This window comes from Halogranum gelatinilyticum (assembly GCF_900103715.1).
GTDB classification, from domain to species: Archaea; Halobacteriota; Halobacteria; order Halobacteriales; family Haloferacaceae; genus Halogranum; species Halogranum gelatinilyticum.
The window spans coordinates 79,025-102,506 of sequence record NZ_FNHL01000008.1; the positions used below are offsets into that span (position 1 = coordinate 79,025).

Consider the following 23,482-nt stretch of genomic DNA (forward strand, 5'->3'; position numbering starts at 1 on the left):
CCGTATTTGAATCCTCTCCCGACCGGGGTGCGTGGCGGGATTTGGCGAAAGGCCCCGGCTTTATCAACCACACTGCCGACAGGGGAAGCAATGACCTCGCGACGGCGGTGGACGGCCGTACTCTTTCTGTGCGTCGTAGCCGACGGGATGACCGCACAGCTCAGAGGCGCGCTGCTGCCGAACTTCCAGCGGACGTTCGAGGTCTCCGAACGGCTCCTCGGGTTCGTCGCACCGGCGGGAACGGTCGGTCTCGTCGTCGCCGTCCTCGTCGTCGGGATGCTCTCGGGCCGCCTTGACGTCCGACGGTCGGTGCTCGTCGGGGCCGTCGGCACCGCCGTCTGTCTCGGCGTCGTCAGCATCGCGTCCTCCTACGGGCTGCTCCTCGCGCTCTTTCTCTTGCAGGGCGCGAGCATCGGTGTCGTCCGCGCGCTCGACCGGCCGCTGTTGGGCCATCTCTATCCCGACGGCCGCGGTCGGATATTCAACCTCTACGCGCTGATGTGGGCGGTCGGGGCGACGGCCGGGCCGCTCGTGGCGAACGCCGTCCTCGCAGTCACCGACTGGCGGGTGACGTACGCACTTCTCGCGGGCGTCTTCCTCCTCGTCGGTCTCGGTGTCACGCGACTCGACCGTCCCGAGGTCGCGGGGGCCGAACAGTCGCTCTCGTGGGACGGACTGCGGACGGTCCTTCGCCATCCGTCGGTCCGAGGGATGGCACTCGCGCTCGTCGTCAGCGGTGGCATCGAGGGAATCATGTTCACCTGGCTGCCGTACTACGCCGGGACCTTCTTCCCGCAGTCGACCGCGAACCTGCTGCTCTCGGGCTATCTCGTGATGTACATCCCCGGGCGGTTCGCCTACGGTCTGTTCGCGGACCGCCTCCCACCGCTGACGCTGGTGTTGGGTCTCGCGGTGCTCGCACTCCCCATCGTCGCCCTCGCGTTTCTGGGCGGGACGACGGCCACACTCGTCGCCGGTGTCCTCGGGTTCGGTCTCCTCGTCTCCGGCTTCTTCCCGACGCTCTCGGCGTTCGGTGTGAGTGCCGTCCCGCAGTACAGCGGCCCGGTGAACGCCATCGCGACGGCGGCGAACTACGTGGGTCTCTCGGCCGCCCCCGTCGTCGTCGGCGTCGTCGCCGACCAGTACGACATCGCCACAGGGATGGGGCTGCTCCTTCCGACTGTCGGCATTCTCGCCATCGTCCTCACAGTGACGAGATTCCGGATCAACGGCCGCGCCGCGAAGAGCGTCGAAGCGTAGTCCCGGCCTGTCGCATCGGCGAGAGACCGCAACACCTACTATTCGTGCGAGCGGTGTGCTTGCTGTATGCAACCAGTCCGCATAGCGGGCGTTGGGTCGACAGCGTTCGGTGTCCACACCGAGCGCGCCGGCCGTGACCTCTTCGCGGAGGCCGCCCAGACAGCAATCGCCGACTCAGGAGTGCCCCGAGCCGACATCGACCACCTCTGCTACGGGAACTTCGTCGGACCCGTCGCAGAACAGCAGGGCCACCACGGCCCGCTCATGGCCAAGGCCGCTGGGGTGACTGCCCCAGCAACACGGTACGAGAGCGCCTGTGCCTCGGGTGGTGTCGCGCTCGCCGGTGCCATCGATATGCTCCGGGCGGGAACCGCCGACGTCGTCCTCGTCGGCGGGATGGAACGGCTGACCAACCTCGACACCGAGACAGCCACGAAGGGGCTCGCAATGGCGGCGGACGACCTCTACGAGAGTCGGGCGGGCGTGACGTTCCCGGGTGCCTACGCCCTCATGGCCCGTGCGTACTTTGAGGAGTTCGGGGGAACCCGCGAGGAACTCGCGGCCGTCGCCGTCAAGAACCACGCGCACGCACTCGACAACGAGAACGCACAGTTCCAGCAGGCCATCGACGTCGACGATGTGCTCGAGGCACCGAGAGTCGCCGACCCCCTCGGTCTCTACGACGCCTGTCCGATCACCGACGGCGCGAGTGCGTCCGTCCTCGTCAGCGACGACTACGCCGACCAGCACGGGATCGACAGTGCCGTCTCGGTCACCGGGTCCGGGCAGGGGACCGACACGCTCGCGCTCCAGGGCCGCGAGTCGCTCACCCGCACGCCGGCGACCGAACGCGCCGCAGCTGACGCCTACGACGAGGCGGGAATCACGGCCGACTCGGTCGACCTGCTCGAAGTCCACGACTGCTTCACCATCGCCGAGGTCCTCGCGCTGGAGGGGCTCGGTCTCTACGAACCGGGGACCGCGATCGCTGCGGCTGCCGACGGCGAGACCACCCGCGAGGGAGAACTGCCGGTCAACCTCTCCGGGGGGCTGAAGGCGAAGGGCCACCCCGTCGGCGCGACGGGCGTGGGGCAGGTCGTCGAACTGACCAAGCTGCTCCGCGGCGACCACGTCAACAGCGACGCCGTCTCGGACGCCTCGGTCGCACTCGCGCACAACGCTGGTGGGACGGTCGCCAGCGCGGTGGTGCACGTGCTGGAGGTGTCGGCGTGATGCCGTCCGAGCGAGCAGCCGGCTACGACGACCTCCTGGACGCCGTCGACGACGGACGGGGCTATTACCTCGCCTGCACCGAGGGGCACGGCTCGCTGCCGCCCCGTCGGGTCTGCCCAGAGTGTGGCGACGACACGCTCTCCGAGGAACCGCTCCCGGAGACCGGAGCAGTCGAAACCTACACTCAGGTCCACGTTCCCGGGCCACGGTTCGACGGCGAGACGCCCGTCGTCGCCATCGCCGACTTCGGCCCGGTGCGACTGACTGGGCGGGTGCAAGCAGAGGTCGCTGACGTCGAGGTCGGTGTGCGGGTGTCGCCGACGGTCGCGACGTCGAAAGCGGGTGAGCGACATCTCGCGTTAGAGCCCAGCGAGCGCCGGTAGCACTAAGCCCCAGTCCTTCGGCATCTTGACCATGCAGCATCCACTCGATGGACACCAACCTGCGGTCGCAGTGTCAGCCTTCGTCTCGGAGATGTCCTACCTCGTCGGCGACGTCGCTGTCGACGAGCGCGCGAGCCTGTGGCCCTTCACCTGCCTGCGCGGCGACGGTGGGGCGACGGTCGTCGGCAGCGAGACTAACGTCCAGGAGTTCACGATGCTCCACGGAGCCGAACTCGGCGACGAGGTGACCGTGGGCCACAACGTCGTCGTCGACTACGCCACCGTCGAGGACCACTCGCTCGTCGGGATGCAGAGCGCGGTACTGCGCGGGGCGACCGTCGAATCGAACTGCATCGTCGCCGCCGGAGCCGTCGTCTTGCAGGGGCAGACGATACCCGAGGGGCACATGGCCTACGGCGCGCCCGCAGAGACGAAGCCGCTCACCGACGACCAGCTCGACGAGATCGCACGCGTCCACGAACATTACGTCGAACTCGGCCAGCAGTACAAGTCGGCCGGTCGCTTCGAATAGGGCGTCGGATTCGCCGCGAATCGCTGCCACCTTCCCGATAGTTTATGTTGGTTGCTCTGCCACCCATTGGTACGCGCACCTATGACAGCTCAAGCCAACGAAGAGAGAGACATCGTCCACGAGCCGAGTCAGGAGTTCGTGGAGTCGACGAACGTCTGGGAGTTCATGCAGACGTACGGTATCGAGGACTACGACGAGCTTATCGAACGGACCTGCACAGATGTAGAGGGCGTCGAGGAGAGCGGCGTCGAGTGGTTCTGGGACGAACTCGTCGATTATCTCGGCATCGATTTCTACGAGGACTACGAGACGGTTCGCGACAATTCCGAGGGCCCACAGTTCTCCGAGTGGTATCCCGGCGGCCGCATCAACATCGCGCACAACACGCTCGACCGTCACGCCGCCGTCGATTCGGAAAAACGGAACTCAGTCGCCTGCATCTGGGAGGGCGAGGACGGTACCGTCCGCGAGGTGACCTACCACGAACTGCATCGCCAGGCGAATAAAGTCGCGAACTACCTCGAATCGACGGGCATCGAGACGGGCGATACAGTGGGGCTGTATATGCCGATGGTCCCCGAGGTCATCTCCATCCTCTACGGCTGTTTCAAAGTCGGTGCCATCGCGGTCCCCATCTTCTCGGGCTTCGGCGTCGACGCGACGGCCACCCGCATCGAAGACTCGGAGTGTTCGGTGCTGTTCACTGGTGACGGCTTCCAGCGCCGTGGCGGCGAGATTCTCTTGAAAAGCTCGGCCGACGACGCCATCGACGAAGCGGGCTACGTCGAGCACACCGTGGTCTTCGACCGATTAGGTGCCAGCAACGACGGCAGCACCGTCGACGTTCCGTGGAACGCTGACCGCGACGAGTGGTGGACCGACGCCATCGAGACGCAGGACGACGCCTACGACACCAAGGAACTGCCTTCGGACCAGGAGTCGATGCTGCTGTACTCCTCAGGCACGACGGGCAAACCGAAAGGGATCGTCCACACCCACGCTGGCGTCCAGCTGCAAACAGCGAAAGAAATCCACTTCGGCTTCGACCAGAAGCCCTCTGATAGGTTCTTCTGGGTTTCAGACATCGGCTGGATGATGGGACCCTGGACGTTGATTGGAAACCATACCTTCGGCGGCACCATCTTCATGTACGAGGGCGCGCCCGACCATCCCGAGCCGGACCGCTTCTGGGAGATGATCGACCGCCACAAGCTAACGACGTTCGGCATCTCACCCACTGCGATTCGTGCACTCCGCAAGTACGACGACGAGTGGGTCGAGAAACACGACCTCTCGAGTCTCCGCCTGCTCGGCTCGACCGGCGAACCCTGGGACCCCGAGTCCTGGCAGTGGTTCTACGAGAACGTCGGTGGAGGCGAAGCACCCATCATCAACATCTCCGGCGGCACCGAAATCTGCGGCTGCTTCCTCATGCCCATGCCGACCCAGCCGCTGAAACCCTGCTCGCTCGGTGGGCCGGGACTGGGGATGAACATCGACATCGTCGACTCCGAGGGCAAGTCCGTCGCCGACGACCACGAACGCGGCTTCCTCGTCGCCCGTGATTCGTGTCCCTCGATGACGAAGTCGCTCTGGGAGGGCGACGAGCGTTACTTGGACACCTACTGGTCGACCTGGGAAGACCTCTGGGACCACGGCGACTGGGCGCAGAAAGACGAAGACGGCTTCTGGTTCCTGCACGGCCGCGCCGACGACGCGCTCAACGTTGCCGGGCGGAAGGTCGGTCCCGCCGAAATCGAAGGCGAACTCATCGAACACGAGGCGGTGAATCAGGCGGTCGCAGTCGGCGTCCCCGACGACACCACCGGGACCGCCGTCGTCGCCTACATCGTGCTGGAGGACGGAGCCGAGGAGTCTGACGACCTCCGTAGCGAACTCCGCGCGCTCGTCGGCGAGGCACACGGCAAGCCGTTCCGCCCACGCGAGATACTCTTCGTCGACGAGTTCCCGAAGACCCAGTCGGGGAAGATCATCCGCCGCGCGATTTCGTCCATCTATCAGGGCGAAGACCTCGGCGACATGAGCAGCATCGAAAACCCCGAGGCACTGGACGCCATCGAAGCGGCGCGCTGACGGTCAGACGACGGATACTTTTGAAAAGGCAACAGCAACGGCTGAGTCGTGACGGGGGACAGGCCGCCACGGCAGGGTGACATCCGGATCGGACTGCAGTCGACAGCGACAGGTGATTACTCGGCGCGTTCGGCGTACGGTTCGAGACCAGCCTCCTCCATCCGGGTCTTCAGTCGGTTACGACGGGCGGTGCGTTCCTCCTCGGCCATCCGCTCTTGTGTCCAGACCTCGCCGCTCGTGTCCTGGTGGACCTCGACGGTGTCGACGCCGTCGAGTGCTTCGACGCGGTCGACGACCTCGTCGGCCATCTCGAGGAAGTACGTGCAGAGCTGTGAGGTCAGGAGGAGGTCGATGGTGACCTCGCGGTCGTCGACCTCGATTCGCTCGACGAGTCCGAGGTCGAGGATACTGATGGGGTGGTCGCTCATACAGCTACAGGGGTCGAGGACCTCGCCGAGTTCGGTCTTGATCCGTGATTTGAGTTCGCTGTCGAACTCCTGGTCCGGGGTGACGTGGGTTTCGGTGCTCATGTCTGGGGGGCAGGGACCTCGTAGGTCGACCACGGTTCGGCGGGGTACTGGTCGAGTTCCTCGCGTGCTTTCGCCCAGCGGTCGTTCTTGATGTCCTTCCGGACCTGGTCGGGGTCCTTCCCGAGCAGTTCGAGCGCGTTCTCGCCGAGGATGTTGCGCTTGTCCTGTTCGGTGATGTCGGGGTAGTCGTACTGTGCTTTGAGGTCCTCGGGCATCTCCATGTTCCAGAGCCCCTCGATGGGCGGCTGTGGATGGAGCGCCGTCGCCCCGCTGGCGAACAGCACGCGGTCGGAGCCGACCCAGTAGAGCAGTTCGCCCATGATCTTCGCGAACTTCCGCGGGCGGGTGTTGACGAGACAGACCGAGTTCTCGAGGTTGGCGTAGACGTTGTCGTTGCTCGCCATCGCCCAGATGGTCTCTTCGAGGAACGAGAAGCCGACGTGGATGACCTCGAAGTTGAGGTCGGGATACTTGTTCGCCGCTTCCTCGACGTCGTCGATACGGAAGTACTTGGTCGGGGCCTTCGCGAACGGGATGAACTTGTGGATGGCGACGGTGTCGACGTCGAGTTCGTCGGCCTTGTCGAGAATGGGCTGGACGGACCGCTCGTTCAGCTGCAGCGAGAGGTCCTGTCCGTTCTGGTAGCGCGCCGGGTAGAGCTTGATGCCGTCGACGTCGCGCTCCTTGACGAAGTGTTCGACCTGGTCGACCGCGTCGTCTTCGAGCGGGTTGATGTCGGCGTACATCCCGACGCGGTTGGGGTTGTTGTCACGGAACTCGAAGCCCTTCTCGCGGGAGACGTAGCCGTCGTGGAAGTAGTCGTCCAGCGGCAGCGAGTGATAGACCGTGTAATCGATCTGGCTCTCGAGGAAGAGCAGTCGCGCCAACTCCTCGGGCTGGTGGTCGCGGTAGAAGACCTCCTCCGAGGGGACGTGGCTGTCGGGGAGGAGCTTCTCGCCGAGTTCGAAGGTCTCGTCGTCCCACCGCTGGGCGTTGTCGTGTTTGTGGTTCTCCGGTGTATGGTTGAAGCAGTGGGAGACGGAATCCACCACTAGCGCTCCATTGTCTAGCATGGCCGTATGGTGGTCTCTCACATCGTGTATTAAAGTTTAGGATGAATACGGCACTTGCGAGTGGACACAGGATAGAGAGGCGGAGTCGGACCGAGAGTCTGGCGTCGGCGGCGACGAAGATTTAATGTGATACGGTGTCGCAGGACAATCGAGCTATGACAGGACGACTCAGTGGAACGGCTGCACTCGTGACGGGAGCGTCGTCGGGGAACGGACGAGCAATCGCACGGCGATTCGCCGAAGAAGGGGCGAGCGTGACGGTCGCGGACGTCCGCAAAGACCCGCGTCTCGGTGGCGACCCGACACACGAAGTCATCGAAGCAGCGGGGGGCGAGGCACAATACGTCGAGACCGACGTGACCGACGTCGACGCACTTCGGGACGCTGTCGAGGCGACGGTCGACGCCTACGGGAGTCTCGACGTGATGGTTAACAACGCAGGCGTCGAACGGCAGTTGCCCATCGAGGAGGCGACGGAGGAGGACTTCGCGTGGCTGATGGACATCAACCTCAAGGGCGTCTACTTCGGCTGCCAGGCCGCCATCGAGACCATGCTCGAGCAAGACGGAGGAGGGACCATCGTCAACATGTCCTCCATCGCCGGCATCCGCGGACTCGCGAACTCGTCGCTCTACTGCACCTCGAAGGGCGGCGTCACCAATCTCACCCGCGAACTCGCCGTCGAACACGGGGAGAACGACATCCGCGTCAACGCGCTCAACCCCGGCTTCATCGAGACGGCGATGACGATGGAGGACGGCGAGACGGCGGGCGGCATCCTCGACCAGACACCGCTGGGCCGTGCGGGGCAGCCCGAAGAGGTCGCTGACGCCGCACTGTTCCTCGCGAGCGAGGAGTCGTCGTTCGTCACCGGCCACAATCTCGTGCTGGACGGCGGCTTCACGGCGTAGTGACGGACTGACCGCCCCACGACGTGACGGCTGGAGGTATTTTTAATAGACTGTGCCAACGTGATACACGCGTATGCTACACGCTACGGGGCCAATGTTGACGGTCGATGTGGGAGAACAGGAAACGGTAGAGACCGACATCGACGACGTACTCGAGACGTTCATCGGTGGGCGTGGGGTCGCCACCCGCCTCGCGCACGAGCGCGTCCCGTTCGACGCCGACCCGTTCGGCCCGGAGAACAGTATGTTCTTCTCGACCGGACCGATGCAGACGTCGAACATGAGTTTCACCGGGCGGATGAACTGCACGAGTCTGTCGCCGCTCACCGGTGGCTTACTCTCGTCGAACGCCGGCGGCTTCATGTCGCGAAACTTCGCGGACACCGGCTACAGCGTCGTCGAGTTCACCGGTGTGAGCGACGAGCTGGTCGTCGTCCACGTCCGCGACGACGGCGTCGAGTTCGAACCGGTGCCGGACCTCGAAGAGGCGACGGTCCCCGAGACGACGGAGTACATCGAAGAGACGCACGGGCTGTCGGAAGAGCACGTCGCCTGCATCGGCCCGGCTGGCGAGAACCGCGTCCGCTTCGCCTCTATCATGACCACGGAGAGTCGCGCGTTCGGCCGCGGCGGTCTCGGAGCCGTCCTCGGTGCCAAGAACGTCAAAGCAATCACCTTCGCAGGCGACTCCCGCCGAGCAGTCGAGATTCCGCCGGTCCAGATGGACGTCCACCGCGAGGCCGCCACGAGCGACCACATCATGAAACAGCAGGGGACGACGAGCGTCACCGACCTCGCCAACGAGGTGGGTGCCCTGCCGACGCGCTACTTCTCCGAGCTCAAGTTCGAGGGCGTCGAGGGCATCAACGGCGACCGTGTCGCCGAGAAGAAGTACAAGAAAGGCACCTGTTCGTCCTGTGCGTTCGCCTGCAAGCTCCCGACGAGAGACGAGGAGCGCGGCGTCGAAACCGAAGGCCCGGAGTACGAGACGGTGATGTCGTTCGGCTCGAACTGCTCGGTCGACGACATCGTCGACGTCATGAAGTCGAACGAGCTGTGTGACCGCTACGGGATCGACACCATCAGCGGTGGCAACGCCGTCGCCGCCTACCTCGCGAGCGAGGACGAGTTCGGCAACGTCGATCTCATCCACGAACTGGTCGAGAAGATCGCGTTCCGCGAGGGCGTCGGCGACTTGCTCGCGGAAGGCATCGCCCGGTTCCACGACGAACTCGGCGTCGACAACTGGACGGTCAAGGGGCTGGACTTCGCGGCCCACGACGGCCGCACCCTGAACGGACAGGGTCTCTCCTACGCCGTCGCCAACCGCGGCGCGGACCACATGTTCACCACGATATACGCCTGGGAGTATCCGCTCGTCGCCCAGGACGAGGCCCTGAAGCCGACCGGTCTCGAGGGGAAGGCACCACACGTCGTCCGCCAGGAGAACGCCCGAGCACTGGAGGACTGCGGTATCGTCTGTCGCTTCTCGCGGGGCTTCATGACGCCCGAACGCTTCGAGGGACTGTTCGGAGCCGACTACGACGACCTGCTCGCAGTCGGCTCGAAGGTGGTCGAACTCGAACGTCACTTCAACAACCAGCGCGGCTTCGACCGCGCAGACGACACGCTCCCATACGACCTGCCGGACTTCGAGGCCGCACTCGACGACTACTACGCGCAGCGCGACTGGAACGAGGACGGAACGGTCCCGGACGGATACGTCGACGACGCGCCCGTCTCGGCCGACTAAACGAGTCCACGAACCCTTTTTTTGCCGTTCTCGACCCCGAAGCGACAGCCACGCACTCGGGGCCGCCGCTGGCCGGTGTCAGTGAGTGTTGTCTCTATTGGAGACTGGTGTCTCTGTTGGAGACTGGTGTCTGTGTCGGTGAGCGCGACGGAGAAAGAGAGAGCCGACGAACGAAGACCGCTACTTCACGACGTCGATCTTCGCGCGGTCGATGGACAGTGCGACTGCGGCGACGACCACGAGTCCCAGGATGATCTCCTGGACGAACGAGTCGATGCCGAGCAGGTTCATCCCGTTGTTCAGCACCGCGATGACGAGCACGCCGAGGATGGTCCGGTGCGGGCCACCGACGCCGCCGGTCAACGCCGTCCCGCCCATGACGATGGCGGCGATGCTGGGCAGGAGGAGTCCGCTCCCGATGTTCGGCGAGGCCGACGAGATACGCAGCGTCAGCAGGACGCCCGCGATACCACAGAGCAGCCCCGACAGGACGAAGGGGTAGATCTTGTAGCGGTCGACCTTCGCGCCAGCCAGTTCGACGACGCGCTCGTTCTCGCCCAGCGCGAAGCAGTAGCGGCCGAACTTCGTCCGGAACGCCAAGACGATGGTGATGACGTAGATGAGCAAGCCCCAGAGCACGAGGTTGGGAATCCCGAGGACGTCACCGGTCGAGATAGTGCGGATGGCGGGATTCCGGAAGGTGATCGTCGACCCGCCGGTGATGATCTTCCCGACCCCGGCCATCACCGAGAGCGTCCCGAGCGTGACCAGGAACGAGGGTACCTTGAGCTTCGTGAACACGATACCGTTGAAGAGGCCGGCGAGCATCCCGACGCCGATGGCGAGCGGGATGGCCAACAGGCCGAGTCCGAACTGCGAAATCAGGACGACGGTCACGACGCCCGTCAGCAACACGACCGACTCGACCGAGAGGTCGATGCTCTGCTGGAGGATGGGGAAGGTACCCGCCAAGGCCACCAAGAGCAGTGTGACGGCGTTCTTCGCGACGTTGTCGAGCAGGTTGGCTTCGGTGAAGAACCGCTCCGTCGTGAACGTGAAGATGAGCATCAGCCCGAACAGCATGACGAACGGGCCAAGGTCCTGAATCCAGTCCTGGAGGGTGCGTTGCTCTCGTTGTGCCGTAATCCACTTGCTGACGCTGCTTGTACTCATTGTTAGATCATCTCCTGTATCAGGTCTTCTTCAGTCGGTTTGTTCCCCGGTGAGGCGTCGAAGGTCTCGCCGACGAACTCGCCTTTCGCCATCACGGCGATGCGGTTCGACATCCCGATAACCTCCGGCAGCTCGTCGCCGATGAAGACGATCGAGACGCCTTGCTCGGTCAGCTCACGGCAGAGCCGGTACACTTCCTCCTTGGCACCGACGTCGATCCCCCGGGTCACGTTGTCCATAACGAGCACCGGGGTCTCTTGGGCCAGCCAGCGGGCGATGACGACCTTCTGCTGGTTCCCGCCGGAGAGGCCGTGTACCAGCGCGTCGGGACCGGGCGTTTTGATCGACAGCTCCTCGATGGCGTCGAGCGTCGCCTCCTCCTCGGCGTCCAGATCGAGCAGCGGCAGATTGCCGTTCATGTCTCGGACCATCGCCAGGGAGGTGTTGACCCGGACCGACTGGTAGAGCAGCAGGCCCTCGGATTTCCGGTCCTTCGGGATGTAGCCGACGCCCGCGTCGACCATGTCAGAGACCGTCGGGTTCTGTAAGGTAGTCCCGTCGACGGAGATCGAGCCATCGGTAATGTTGAGGTCGCCCGCGAGCAGCCGTCCGAACCGCTGCTTGCCGGATCCCTCGACACCGACGATGCCGAATATCTCGCCCTCGCGAAGCGAGAAGGAGATCGGCCCGACCGTGTCGTCGTGGGTCACGCCGTCGACGGTCATCGTCGGCTCGCCGAGGTCGCTCTCGCGTCGCTGGTCGGGGACGCGGTAATACTCGTCTGCGGTCTCTCGACCGACCATCGCTTGTTGCAGCGACTCGGTGGTCGCTTCGGCTGCGGCGGTCTCGTCGACGCGCTCGCCGTCTTTGAGGACGTAGATACGGTCGGAGATCTGCAGCACCTCGTCGAGTTCGTGAGAGACGAAGACGAACGTCGCCCGGTCCCGCAGTTCGTTGACGAGGTTGAACAGTATCTTTCGACCGCTCTCCTCGAGACCTGCCGTCGGTTCGTCGAGCAGAATGACGGGGTTCTCCGACTTCTGGGAGACGTGGAACGCCTTCGCGATTTCGAGCATCTGCCGCTCGTTGAACGAGTAGTTGCGGACACGCTCGTCGACGTCGATGTTGATGCCGAGGTCGTCGACGAACGCCTGCGCCTCCTCGCGCATCCGCTCCTTCTCGAGCACGCCGAAGCGCTCCATCTCACGCCCGAGATAGAGGTTCTCGTAGCCCCGCATGGTCGTGATGACGTCCTGTTCCTGGTGGACGAGCGAGACGCCGTAGTTCGCCGCCTCCCGCGGGTTCGTGAACGTGACCGCTTCGCCGTCGACGTACAGTTGCCCCTCGTCGGCCTCCAGCACGCCGGTCAGGATGTTCAGGAGCGTGCTCTTTCCCGCGCCGTTCTCGCCAACCAGGCCGATGACCTCGCCGTGGTCGACCGCCAGCGACACGTCCTTGAGGGCCTGTACGTGGCGGAACGACTTCGAGATGCCCTCGACGCGGAAGCTGTGGTCGTCTCCGCGTGTCGAGGTGGTTCCCTCGGCAGTTGTCGTGTCCGTGTGTATCTCTGATGCCATGTGGGGTTGTAAGCGTTATTTGAGCGGGTTCGACTGGAACCGGTCACGGTACAGTTGGGTCGTCTCTTCCTGTGTCGCTTCGTCGGTGTAGACGCCGGGCAGTTCGTAGCCGTTTGGCTTGTCCGCGTCCTTCCAGTCGAGGACTTCCTTCATGTCTTCGAGGTTCATGGGCTGCATGTCGATCTGCGGGTCCCACGCGTCCTCGCCGGCCTCGACGACGGACATCTTCGTCCAATCGTAGGGCGTCTCGCCGGAGAAGATCGCCTCGTTGTAGTCGGCGGCGTCGACGACCGGAAGCCGGTCGATGACGTCGGTCCACTCGTCGGGGTTCTTCACACAGACCGGCGCGTTGAACGACATCATCTTCTCCGCGTCGCTGAGCGTGTGCCCGTTGATGTAGTCGTGACATTTCGCGACCGACCAGCCGGCCTGCCACGGGCCCATACCCGAGACGGTGCCGGTCATCCGGTCCTCGGCGATGGCCGCGAGTCCGGGTTCGCTGGCGTCGATGCCGACGACGGGCACGTCGATGTCGTTCTCCTCGAGGATGGTGAGTCCACCCAGCGCGACGGCGTCGTTCTGACCGAAGAAGCCGTCGATCTCGTCGCCGAACTGCGAGACCTTGTCGTTCATGACGCTACGGGCGTCCGAGCGGATGAAATTGCCCGGCTGGCGCGGCCCCGCCATCTCGATGTCCGGATATTCCTGGAGTGCCAGGTCGACACCTTTGTTCCGACCGATGTTGGGGGCCGTACCGCGGTTGCCCTCGATGTGGACGAACGTTCCGCTACCGCCCATCGCCTCGAACAGCATCTTCGCGCCCGAGTAGGCGTGGTTGACGAAGTGGGGCGTGAAGAACGTCACGTACTCGTCGCCGGCGTCCTGCGGGACGAACCAGTCGGCGATGGTGACTGCGAGAACACCCGGAATTTCGCCCTCGACCAGCGTCTCCGCCAGCGTGATTGCGGCGGCGTTGGTGTAGGTCTGTCCGGCGATGAAGTCCGCGTTGTTCGACACCGCTGTGTCGAACTGCTGTTGCTGTGTCTGGACCTCACCGTTGTTCGTCTGGACGTTCGGTTCGTAGCCGAAGGCTTCGCACGCCTCGAGGTAGCCCTTCTCCCAGCTGAGCCAGTAGGAGTTCTGTCGGTTCGCAATGGAGCCCATCGACGTGAGCTGACCGGACCCGCCGTCGCCACCGGATCCGCTCCCGGTCGAGCCGCCGTCACCGCTGGTTCCCCCGCCAGATCCGCCGTCACCGCCGTCGCTGCCACCGGTACAGCCAGCGAGACCGGCGAGCGCGCCAGCCGAGCCAGCTGCGGTGGTTGCTTTGATAAACTGCCGTCTCGAATGGTCGGTGCTATCCCTTGTCATGTGTGTTCACCACGTGGTTTCGAGTAGGAGTATAAATAGCTTGGGGGAATCGTCACGTTTGTTGATGTGAGAGCAGCCGAGCGGCGTCGTTCGGAGCCGCACACGGTCGTCTGCGGGCGGAGCTGTGTAGTCGTCGTCATGGTCAGTACATCACCTTGCCAGCGGAGACGTTGATGTCCTGTCCAGTGATTCGGGCGGCTTCCTCCGAGCAGAGGTAGGCTGCGACGCTGGCGATGTCCTCCCGCTGGACGAGTTCGTTGCGTGGACTCTGCGCTTCGGTCTCGGCGCGGACGTCGTCGTAACTCCGCCCTGTCGCCTCCGCCTGTTGCTCGAAGACGCCGCGGATGCGCGGGCCGTCGACCGAACCGGGACAGATGGCGTTGACGTTGATGTCGTACTCGCCGACTTCGAGCGCGAGCGTCCGGGTGAAGCCGATGAGTCCCATCTTCGTCGCCGCGTAGGGCGTCCGGTTCAACAGCGGTTTCTTGCCCGTCACCGACGAGATGTTGACGATACGGCCGAAGCCACGGTCTTTCATCACCGGCAGTATCTCTCGACACATGAAGAACGGGCCGCGGAGGTTGACGTCCATCGTCGCGTCCCACTCGGTCTGTTCGATCTCCTCGCAGGGACTCGTCGGGCCGGCGATGCCCGCGTTGTTGACGAGGATGTCGATCTGGCCGAACTCGTCGAGCACGCGGTCGACGGTCGACCGAACGCTCTCTTGCTCGGAGACGTCGGTCTCGACTGCGAGCGCGCGCTGCCCCTCAGCTTCGACGAGTCGCTTCGTCTCTTGCATCTCGTCCGCGTCGAGATCAGCGATAACCACGTCTGCTCCGTCTTGTGCAAGCCGTGTACAGATGGCTTGGCCGATTCCGCGACCACCGCCGGTCACGACGGCTATGCTATCGGACACCATGTTCCCTCATGCCACGCTCTGGTATATAATTCTACTGTATCCCTCACAATCGATGTGAGAGAACCGGCCAGAACCCACAGACGACGGCCGAATCGAAGAGGACGAGGCGGGTGTCGGGAGTGTCACGTGAGCGGTGTCGCGTGCGACGAGAGCTCTGGCAAGCGGGCCGCAACTGCACCGAACGGGCGGTCACTCTCACGCCCAAAGTGATTAATAGTCGAAGATGACACAGTCAACCGATGCCATACCAAGGCTACAGCGACTACTTCGACAAGCGGCTGATCATCAGCGTTGCGACCACCGGTGGTCACCAAGGCAAAGAGGCGAATCCGAACCTGCCCGAACAGCCCGAGGAGATCGCCCGCGACGTCGCCGAATGTGAGGAGGCGGGAGCCTCTATCGTCCACATCCACGCCCGCGACGACGACGGCGACGGGACCAAAGACGTCGCGCGGTTCCAGGAAATCCGCGACGCCATCGACGCCCACTGCGACGACATCATCGTGAACTTCACCACGGGCGGCGGCGGTATCTGGTCACGTGAGGAACGGATCGCGCCGATTCTGGAGACCGACCCCCGACCGGAGATGGCGACAGTCGACCTCGGGCCGGTCAACTTCGGACAGACGCGGACGGCGGTGAACACCCGCGAGCAGAACGAGGAGTACGCGGAAGCGATGCTCGACGCTGGCGTCAAGCCCGAGATGGAACTGTTCAACCCCGGCCACATCCCCGAGATGGAGCATCTCGTCGATCTCGACTTGCTCGAACCACCCTACTGGTGTACGACCATCTTCGGGATGCAGAACGGGATGCCCGCCCACCCGCGGAACGTCTTCGCCTTCGCCGACAACCTGCCTACGGAGAGCGAGTGGCAGGTGCTCGCACTCGGTCGCCACCAACTGCCGCTGACGACCACGGCGATCGCGGCGGGTGGCCACGTCCGGGTCGGGATGGAGGACAACATCTACTACCGGAAGGGGGAACTCGCCAAAAGCAACGCCCAGTTGGTCGAGCGGACCGCCCGCATCGCCGCCGAGCTCGAACGGCCGGTCGCCACACCGGCGGAGACGCGCGACATCCTCGGACTGTAACGGCGACCCTCTCGTTCGGTTTCCCTGTTCTGCGGCATTCGATACTCGCGAACGGACAGCGGCAGGAGCGAGGCTCACCCGTCGAATCCGGAGCGAAGAACACAGGAGAGACAGTCCCTCAAACCCCGATATCGGGGGTTTCGAGGAGCCAACAGAGTGGTTCTACGAGGGCAGAGACCTCGAACCACAGACGCGGAAAGCCGTGACAACAATCGTGACTGTGTGTTACACAATACACAGGCGCGTACAGAAGGAACTCTGTTGATCGGCTGTTGACCGAGTCATTGCCGGATTTCCACCGTTTCAACCCCGTTAGTCGGGGTTCGGGAATTATACACGATTATTCATCGTTGGCGAATATTATATACTGATCGTCGGTCGGTGCCCCCGCAGTCCGAGACCGGAAGGCGCGAGGGACAGTTATTTCGTCCAGACCAGGGAGAAACAAATTCAGAGGGGTGGCCGATTCGACAGTGCGGAATATTATATACCGGTGGCTGGTAATTGCTAGCATGACCACGACAGACGGGCGACGGACGCTCAAATCGACCGAGACGACGTTGGAGATACTCGACCTGCTCAAGGAGCGCGACGGTGCTCGCGTGACGGAACTAGCGGAACTGCTCGACCGGGCCCCGAGCACGGTTCACAGCCATCTCGCGACGCTGGAATCCCAAGAGTACGTGGTCAAAGAGGGCGACATCTACTATCTCGGGCTGCACGTCCTCGAACTCGGAGACTACGTCCAGAACCGCAAGGAAGCGTACAAGATGGCGAAGTCGTACACCGAGCAGTTGGCCGAGGAGACCGAGTGCCGCGCCGTCTTCGTCGTCGAGGAGAACGGTCGCGGGGTCTATCTCCACACCTACTCGGGGAAACACGCCGTCTGGCGGTACTCCACCGTCGGAAAGCGGTTCTACCTGCATCAGACGGCCGCCGGGAAGGCACTGCTCTCGCAGCTCTCGGCCGACAGAGTCGACGACATCGTCGACCAGTGGGGGCTCCCGCAGAAGACCGAGAACACGATCACCGACCGGGGACGACTGCTCGACGAACTCGACGAGATCCGCGAGCGCGGCTACTCGGTCAACCGCGAAGAACAGCTCGACGGCGTGAAGGCGGTCGGCGTCCCGGTCACCGGCCCGAACGACGAGGTGCTCGGCGCGTTCAGCGTCGCCAGCCCCGCCAACCGCCTCACTGGGGAATGGTTCACCGAGGAGCTGCCGAACGTCGTCCTCGGCGTCGCCAACGAGTTCGAACTCGAATACTCACTGTCGTAGAACTGTTACAGGTGTAGAACTGTAACGCCAGTCACGTGAGACACCACGCCCACCGTTACGAACCTAACCGTGTCACACCGCGTTGCCGAGTCGGCAGCCGTCGGTCAGTAGTCCTGTAGCTCCAGTTCGACGAGGTTCGCCGTGTCGGAGACAGCCATCGGCAACTCTTCGTTAAAGTACGTCCCTCGCGCACGACTCGCCGGGACGGCGACACTAATCGCACCCTTCACCTCGCGGTCGTCACCGGAGTCGGAGTCCAAGAGCGGGGCGGCGATACAACAGAGTCCGTTCAGTTGCTCTTCGCGGTCGAACGCGACGCCCTCGGAGCGGGCTGTCGCCAGTTCCTCTTTGAGGGCTGCTCGGTCGGTGATGGTCCGGTCCGTCGTCGGCGGGAGACCGTGACGGTCGAGGATCTCGTCGACGCGGCGTTCGTCCATGTGCGCAAGCACGGCCTTTCCCAGCGCGTTGTTGTGGAGATGTTTCCGGTGGCCGATGGTGTCGAAGTTGACCGCACCCTCGCCGCGGTTGTCGTAGATGTAGTAGCCGTAGCCGTGTTCTTCGGTCATCAGAATACACAGCTCGCCGGTCTCCTCCGCGAGTCGGTCGATCTGCGGCTTGCCGACCTGGTAGATGTCGAGTTGGTTGACCAGGTCGTGGCCCATGCTGAGGAAGTTCATACTGAGTTGGTAGCCGTCGTGCCGACGGACGACGAACTCGAAGTCGGCCAGCGTCTCCAGATGGTAGTACGCCGTGCTCTTCGCGAAGCCGAGTTCGGTGGCAATCTCCGTCGCCGACGCCGGTCCGATAGCGGCGACTGTCCGGAGTAGCTCGAGGGTTCGCCCCGAGGCTTCGATCCGTTTTCCCGTCCGGTTCTCGCTCATAGACGGTCGAATGGGCCGAACTATTATGAATGTTCACCACAGTTGAACGGGTGGCGACACCACGGTTGCAGTGAGCGGTACCGGAACGGTCGACGGTGAGGACTCGGCCGGGAGACGAGAGTATAGAGTCGTTGACACGGGCGCGACTCTTCTATCCGTTCGTCGGTCGAAACCACTCGAAGGCGAGGAGGAGATCGCGAATCCGTCGTCGATGTGGAAGTCGTGAACTGCCACGCTCTACAGAGGTTACACCTAGACGGAGATTCAACGGGAGTGAACGTCGTGTATGAGACTTGTTGACCCGGGAGGGTGGAGAGAACACACAGATTTCGGGGGCGATTCTCACGGTTCCTAGGCAAAATCGGCGAGGAGTTCGTCGATGATCAGTGGTAGCCGGAGAAGAGAGACGGGAGAGCGTTCTACAGGAGTGAACGAGACGCTCGGCCGAACAGTCGCTCGAACCGTCTCGTAGGGTGGAGTAGTGTGGGAAACAATTATTAACATATGGTCCTGTGTGGCATATGCGATGTACTATCAAGACGGCGAGGAGATCTTCGTCATCGACGGCCACGTCCATCTGTGGGACGCTCGTGAGGAGAACATCCAGCACGAAGGAGGCGAACAGTTCATCCAGTGTTTCTACGACTACCACACGGGGTTCACACCGGAGGAGCGACAGTGGAGCCTCGAAGAGTACCGCCACTACGGGGCCGAACGGATGACGAAAGACCTCTTCGGCAATGCCGCCGCCGACATGGCAATCTTCCAGCCGACGTATCTCACGGACTTCTACGACGAGGGGTTCAACACGACGGACCAGAACGCCGAACTCGCAGAGCAGTATCCCGAACGGTTCGTCCTCAACGGCAGCTTCGACCCGCGCGACGGCGAGGAGGGGATGCGCGAACTCGAACGGAAGAAAGAGCAGTACGACATCGAGGGCGTCAAGGTGTACACTGCGGAGTGGCGCGGCGAGTCGAAGGGCTGGCGGCTCGACAGCGACGACTCCTTCGAGTTCCTCCAGAAATGTGCGGACCTCGGCATCGACAAGATTCACGCGCACAAGGGACCGACGATTCGACCCCTGAACCGCGACGCGTTCGACGTAGCCGACGTCGACGACGCGGCGAGTTCGTTCCCCGAACTGGATTTCGTCGTCGAACACGTGGGACTGCCACGGCTCGACGACTTCTGTTGGATCGCCGCCCAGGAGCCGAACGTCTACGGCGGGCTGGCGGTGGCCGCGCCGATGGCACAGAACCGACCCCGGAAGTTCGGCGAGATCATGGGTGAGTTGCTGTACTGGCTCGGCGAGGACCGCATCATCTTCGGCTCCGACTACGCGCTGTGGAATCCGGACTGGCTGGTCGAGACGGTGATGAACGCCGAACTCACCGACGAGCAGAAAGACGAGTACGGCATCGAACTGACGACGGACGTGATGAAGAAGATCATGGGCGAGAACATCGCCGACCTCTACGACATCGACATCGAGGCGAAGAAAGAGCAGTTCCGGTCCGACCCGGTCACCGAAGAGTTCGGACTGGCCGACCACTACGGCGCCACGGACGCCACGGCGGACTGATGTCGAGTCGAACACACACGGACGCGCAGCCGACCGTCCGGCAGGTGCGTGACAGACTGGACAACGTGACGGACCCCGAACTCGACGAGTCTATCGTGAAATTGGACTACGTCGACGACATCACCGTCCGGGGGTCGATGGTCGACGTGACCTTCTCGCTCCCGACGGCGTGGTGCTCGCCGGCGTTCGCGTGGATGATGGCGACGGACGCCCGCGACGAGGTCGAGGCACTCGACGGCGTCGACCGGGCCACAGTCACGCTCCGCGAGCATATGCACGAGACGGAGATCACGGAGGGCGTCAACGGCCGCGAGTCGTTCGGCTCCGTCTTCCCGGACGCCGACGGCGGCGTCGAGAGCATCCGTGCGTCGCTCGATGACAAGGCGCGAGTGGGTCGGCAGTACGACGCGATGAACGAACTGCTGGACGCGGGGCTGACCGAGAGACAGATCGTCCGACTCGTCCGAGAGGATCTCTCGCTCGGCGACGAGACCGACGACGAGGCGGTCGTCTCCGTCCGCGACGGCACGGTGGTCATCGCCGTCGACAGTGACGTCCTCGCGGGCTACGTCGAGAAAGCAAAGGCGTCCGGCGTCTTCGACGCCCACGACGACCTCCTGTTTCGGACGCCGGAGGGCGAACCCATCGACCCCGACCGGTTCGACATCGTCCACAAGCGGACGCGGCTCGCGAAGGTGAACATGAGTGGGCAGGGCAACATCTGTGACGCGCTGAACGAGGCGCGGTTCGCCGAGGATAGACTCGGATAAGCGGAGCGTTCGGAGCGTTCAGAGCGTTCGGAGCGTCCGGAGAATCCAGCGGCTGTCGGCGGTAGCGAGTGGGCTCGTCGACAGACGGTAGGGGCACCGTTTTCGCGTGGATTGGTCCGACCCAGAGGTTTATAATGATAGATGAGTAGTGTACACTGTAATATGCTAGCAGCACGCTTGCACGAGTACACCGAGGAGATGGGCGAGGCACTCAGCATCGACGAGGTCGACAACCCGCAGATTACGCGGTCGGACGGCGTCGTCGTCGAGGTCGAAGGCGCGGGCTGGTGCCAGACGGACAACCACATCATCGAGGGGATGTGGACGGATTACGTCGAGCAGCAGCTGCCACTGACACTCGGCCACGAGAACGCCGGGACCGTCGTCGAGACGGGCGACGAGGTCACGCTCGTCGAGGAGGGTGACAAGGTCATCTGCCATCCGGTGATGACCTGTGGGAAATGTCGGCCGTGCCGACTGGGCGAGGATATGCACTGTGAGAACCTCGACTTCCCCGGATTGACGACCGACGGCGGGTTCGCCGAAGAACTCCTGACTGCCGAGCGTTCGGTCATCAAGCTCCCCGACGGCGTCGATACGACCGACATCGCGCCACACGCCGACGCCGGCATCACGGCTTACCACGCCGTAAAGAAGGCGACGCGACAGCTCAACCCCGGCGACCATGCCGTCGTCATCGGTGTCGGCGGCCTCGGCCACATCGGACTTCAGTGTCTGGACGCGACGAGCGCCGTGACCATCACCGCTATCGACCCGAAAGCGGCTGCCCGCGATCTCGCGGAAGAACTCGGCGCGCACCACACCGTCGACCCCTCCGCGGAGGACGTCGCGTCGGTCATCGACGACATCACCGACGGGACGGGCGCACAGCAAGTCGTCGACTTCGTCGGCCGCGACGAGACGACGGCACTCGCACCCGACATCGTCGCCGGTGGGGGCGACCATCACATCGTCGGCTACGGCGGTCACATCCACGAACCCGCCCAGTCGCTGGTCGACGGCGAGTTCTCCTACAAGGGGACGCTCGTGGGACGCTACGCCGAGTTACAGGAACTCGTCGCGCTCGTCGACCGCGGCGACGTCGACCTGCGGACGACCCGCTACGGTCTCGACGACATCAACACCGTCGCCGAGAAGCTCGAACACGGCGAGATCGAAGGCCGCGCGGTCATCACTCCCTGACCGGCCGGTCCGAATCAGTATTTATTGTATATTTGAGCAAGAAATCCACCACACAGCCAACGAAGTCGGTGATCGTAAGTACGCCATATATTCACACAATAAGTACATAGTATATGTCTCGAATCGAAGAACGCTCAAATAGTTCGCTTCAAAAGGAATCTAACCGCTATTACTGGATGGAGTTCAGATCGAATAGCTGCTACACGACCGAACGACAGAGTGGCCGGTGTCCTAATTGAGTCCAATTACTTCCAAATTTGTGTGCGGTGGTAACCGATGGTCGACAGCGGGCGGGCAGCCACAGTCACGATACGTATTTGCACTCGCGCCGAGTCCACTCGCTCGATGACCTTCTCCATCGCCGCGCGTGACCCCGAAGCGGACGAGTTCGGTGTCGCCGTCACGACGGGTATCGTCGCCGTCGGGGCGGTCTGTCCGTACGTCAGTGCCGACGCTGCCGTGCTCACCCAGTCGTTCACGAAGACCGAACACGGGGCGGACGCCCTCCGCCGAATCGCCGAGGGCGACGCCGTCGACGACGCCTGCACCGCACTCCTCAACGCGGACGAGCACGCGAGCTACCGGCAGGTCCACGGCGTCGACAGCGAGCGCGCGTTCACGTTCACCGGCGACGACTGCGTCGAGTGGGCTGGCTCGCGAACGGGCGAGAACTACACAGTCGCCGGAAACATGCTCGTCGGCGAGTCGGTCGTCGAGCGCGTCGCCGACGCCTTCGAGGCGGCCGAGGGTAGGCTCTCAGAGCGGCTGGTAGCGGCACTGGAGGCCGGGCAGGCCGCCGGTGGCGACAAGCGCGGGAAGGTGAGCGCGGCACTGCTCGTCCACGCGCCCGAGCCGAAACTCTTCCACAACCTCCGGGTCGACTACGCCGAGGAGCCGGTCGACCGGCTCCGGACGACGTACGAGAAGGCCGTCGAGGCACAGGCGTCACTCGTCGAGTCGACGGACGAGCAGTTGGGTTCGGGTGCGTATCCCGAAGAAATCCTGGCGTTCGGCCACAAGCACTGACTGCGGTGGTTCGCCGGTGTCAGTAACCCACGACTGAAGTCGTGGGCTTGTCAGTGGACTCCCCTTCTGACTCCGTAATGGAGTAGGTGTGGAAATCACCATTCAGGTTCAGCGTCCCTGACGCGAGCGCACACTGACAGGGTGCGCCTCCACTCGGAGACTTCTGCCCCGAGCGGAGTTTCTTGAGAAGTTTGCGAGCGATGTTCTTACTCGCGTTGTAGTCCGCGTTCAGTTCGTACTCGCACTTCTGACACACGAACTGGTGTTTCGACCGCCGATTCGACTCATGCGTAAACCCACATGACGAACACCGCTGAGACGTGTACGCAGGACTCACCTGCTCAACAGAGACGCCGAACATTTCGGCTTTATAGTCGACGTACTGGTAGAGCCGTCGGAACGCCCACGCATGGAATCGCTTTGCACCAACCATCCGCTCACGAATATCGGTAAGATTCTCGAACGCGATATGCGTACACCCGTGGTCGCAGGCTTCTTCGAGAATCTGGTTCGAGACACGGTGGATTTCGTCCTGCATCCAGCGGTGTTCGCGGTCTTTCATCGACTGAATCGACAGGTGTGCCGACCGAGTGCCTATCTGTTGCATCGACCCGCGAGTCTTCTCAAACTCTCGGCGTCGGTGGTTCATCTCGTCGGCGTTCCCGAAGAACGCGCCTGTGGAAGTCACGGCGAGCGAGCCGTCCACGTTCAGGTCAACACCAAGGACTGTTCTGTGCTTGGCGTCGGGAGAATCAGTTGTGGACTGTTCTTGCTCGTCTGTGGTTCGGCGCATCCGTGCGTGGAGGTAGAACGACTCCGTTTGGCGGTCGTACT

General features: G+C 63.3%; 21 protein-coding genes. 13 read left to right on the forward strand and 8 right to left on the reverse strand.

The features are described from left to right. The first annotated feature begins 90 nt into the window (after positions 1–90). The 5 genes from BLR57_RS18070 (at position 91) to BLR57_RS18090 (ending at position 5,502) form a co-directional block, all read left to right on the forward strand. Entirely contained in the window at positions 91–1,260 is a 1,170-nt protein-coding gene (locus tag BLR57_RS18070; RefSeq protein WP_089699973.1) for an MFS transporter, read from the forward strand. A gap of 66 nt (positions 1,261–1,326) precedes the next feature. Beyond that, positions 1,327–2,493, forward strand: a complete 1,167-nt coding sequence (locus BLR57_RS18075; RefSeq protein WP_089699975.1) for a thiolase domain-containing protein — start codon at positions 1,327–1,329, stop codon at positions 2,491–2,493. Further along, positions 2,493–2,876: a Zn-ribbon domain-containing OB-fold protein gene (locus tag BLR57_RS18080; protein WP_089699977.1), complete on the forward strand. Its 384-nt coding sequence runs from the start codon at positions 2,493–2,495 to the stop codon at positions 2,874–2,876. The genes BLR57_RS18075 and BLR57_RS18080 overlap by 1 nt, the downstream gene beginning before the upstream one ends. A gap of 31 nt (positions 2,877–2,907) precedes the next feature. After that, a complete protein-coding gene (locus tag BLR57_RS18085) occupies positions 2,908–3,408 on the forward strand; it encodes a gamma carbonic anhydrase family protein (protein ID WP_089699978.1) in 501 nt (166 codons plus the stop codon). Positions 3,409–3,489: 81 nt separating this feature from the next. Next, positions 3,490–5,502, forward strand: coding sequence for an AMP-binding protein (locus BLR57_RS18090; RefSeq protein ID WP_089699980.1), 2,013 nt, complete (start codon positions 3,490–3,492; stop codon positions 5,500–5,502). A 116-nt stretch (positions 5,503–5,618) separates the two neighbouring features. Here the strand turns inward: BLR57_RS18090 and BLR57_RS18095 are convergent, their stop codons facing one another. Both BLR57_RS18095 and BLR57_RS18100 read right to left on the reverse strand, forming a co-directional pair. Next, positions 5,619–6,032 carry a metal-sulfur cluster assembly factor gene (locus BLR57_RS18095; RefSeq protein ID WP_089699983.1) on the reverse strand — a complete coding sequence of 138 codons (414 nt, stop codon included), beginning with the start codon at positions 6,030–6,032 and terminating at the stop codon, positions 5,619–5,621. Next, entirely contained in the window at positions 6,029–7,081 is a 1,053-nt protein-coding gene (locus BLR57_RS18100) for an amidohydrolase family protein (protein ID WP_244510113.1), read from the reverse strand. The genes BLR57_RS18095 and BLR57_RS18100 overlap by 4 nt, the downstream gene beginning before the upstream one ends. A 179-nt stretch (positions 7,082–7,260) precedes the next feature. On the opposite strand from BLR57_RS18100, the gene BLR57_RS18105 reads away from it, so the two are divergent. Then, on the forward strand, positions 7,261–8,016 hold the full coding sequence (locus BLR57_RS18105; protein WP_089699986.1) for an SDR family NAD(P)-dependent oxidoreductase: 756 nt from the start codon (positions 7,261–7,263) through the stop codon (positions 8,014–8,016). Positions 8,017–8,089: 73 nt separating this feature from the next. After that, positions 8,090–9,769, forward strand: a complete 1,680-nt coding sequence (locus BLR57_RS18110) for an aldehyde ferredoxin oxidoreductase family protein (protein WP_089699989.1) — start codon at positions 8,090–8,092, stop codon at positions 9,767–9,769. Between the two features lie 180 nt (positions 9,770–9,949). On the opposite strand, the gene BLR57_RS18115 is transcribed toward BLR57_RS18110, so the two are convergent. From BLR57_RS18115 to BLR57_RS18130, 4 genes are all read right to left on the reverse strand, one after another. Next, on the reverse strand, positions 9,950–10,852 hold the full coding sequence (locus BLR57_RS18115; protein ID WP_089700027.1) for an ABC transporter permease: 903 nt from the start codon (positions 10,850–10,852) through the stop codon (positions 9,950–9,952). A 92-nt stretch (positions 10,853–10,944) separates the two neighbouring features. Continuing rightward, positions 10,945–12,519 carry a sugar ABC transporter ATP-binding protein gene (locus tag BLR57_RS18120; protein WP_089699991.1) on the reverse strand — a complete coding sequence of 525 codons (1,575 nt, stop codon included), beginning with the start codon at positions 12,517–12,519 and terminating at the stop codon, positions 10,945–10,947. Positions 12,520–12,534: 15 nt separating this feature from the next. After that, a complete protein-coding gene (locus BLR57_RS18125; protein ID WP_089699993.1) occupies positions 12,535–13,890 on the reverse strand; it encodes a sugar ABC transporter substrate-binding protein in 1,356 nt (451 codons plus the stop codon). A 142-nt stretch (positions 13,891–14,032) separates the two neighbouring features. Then, positions 14,033–14,809, reverse strand: a complete 777-nt coding sequence (locus BLR57_RS18130; RefSeq protein ID WP_089699995.1) for an SDR family NAD(P)-dependent oxidoreductase — start codon at positions 14,807–14,809, stop codon at positions 14,033–14,035. A gap of 239 nt (positions 14,810–15,048) precedes the next feature. Here BLR57_RS18130 and BLR57_RS18135 point away from each other — a divergent pair, with 239 nt between their 5' ends. Beyond that, complete coding sequence (locus tag BLR57_RS18135) at positions 15,049–15,903, forward strand: beta-keto acid cleavage family enzyme (RefSeq protein WP_089699997.1); 855 nt, start codon at positions 15,049–15,051, stop codon at positions 15,901–15,903. Positions 15,904–16,415: 512 nt separating this feature from the next. After that, entirely contained in the window at positions 16,416–17,183 is a 768-nt protein-coding gene (locus tag BLR57_RS18140; protein ID WP_089700000.1) for an IclR family transcriptional regulator, read from the forward strand. Positions 17,184–17,287: 104 nt separating this feature from the next. Here the strand turns inward: BLR57_RS18140 and BLR57_RS18145 are convergent, their stop codons facing one another. After that, a complete protein-coding gene (locus tag BLR57_RS18145; RefSeq protein ID WP_089700002.1) occupies positions 17,288–18,064 on the reverse strand; it encodes an IclR family transcriptional regulator in 777 nt (258 codons plus the stop codon). 526 nt (positions 18,065–18,590) lie between these two features. On the opposite strand from BLR57_RS18145, the gene BLR57_RS18150 reads away from it, so the two are divergent. The 4 genes from BLR57_RS18150 to BLR57_RS18165 all read left to right on the forward strand — a co-directional run bounded on the left by BLR57_RS18150 (position 18,591) and on the right by BLR57_RS18165 (position 22,648). Then, positions 18,591–19,649, forward strand: coding sequence for an amidohydrolase family protein (locus tag BLR57_RS18150; RefSeq protein ID WP_089700004.1), 1,059 nt, complete (start codon positions 18,591–18,593; stop codon positions 19,647–19,649). Continuing rightward, on the forward strand, positions 19,649–20,419 hold the full coding sequence (locus tag BLR57_RS18155) for an iron-sulfur cluster assembly protein (protein WP_089700006.1): 771 nt from the start codon (positions 19,649–19,651) through the stop codon (positions 20,417–20,419). Before BLR57_RS18150 ends, BLR57_RS18155 begins: the two co-directional genes overlap by 1 nt. Before the next feature lie 162 nt (positions 20,420–20,581). Then, the gene (locus BLR57_RS18160) at positions 20,582–21,622 is read left to right on the forward strand and encodes an NAD(P)-dependent alcohol dehydrogenase (RefSeq protein WP_089700008.1); all 1,041 of its coding nucleotides are present in this window, start codon (positions 20,582–20,584) and stop codon (positions 21,620–21,622) included. A 345-nt stretch (positions 21,623–21,967) separates the two neighbouring features. Then, positions 21,968–22,648, forward strand: coding sequence for a DUF1028 domain-containing protein (locus BLR57_RS18165; RefSeq protein WP_089700010.1), 681 nt, complete (start codon positions 21,968–21,970; stop codon positions 22,646–22,648). A 19-nt stretch (positions 22,649–22,667) separates the two neighbouring features. Here the strand turns inward: BLR57_RS18165 and BLR57_RS18170 are convergent. Beyond that, the coding region (locus tag BLR57_RS18170; RefSeq protein ID WP_139173399.1) for an RNA-guided endonuclease InsQ/TnpB family protein at positions 22,668–23,482 on the reverse strand (815 nt) is incomplete at its 5' end.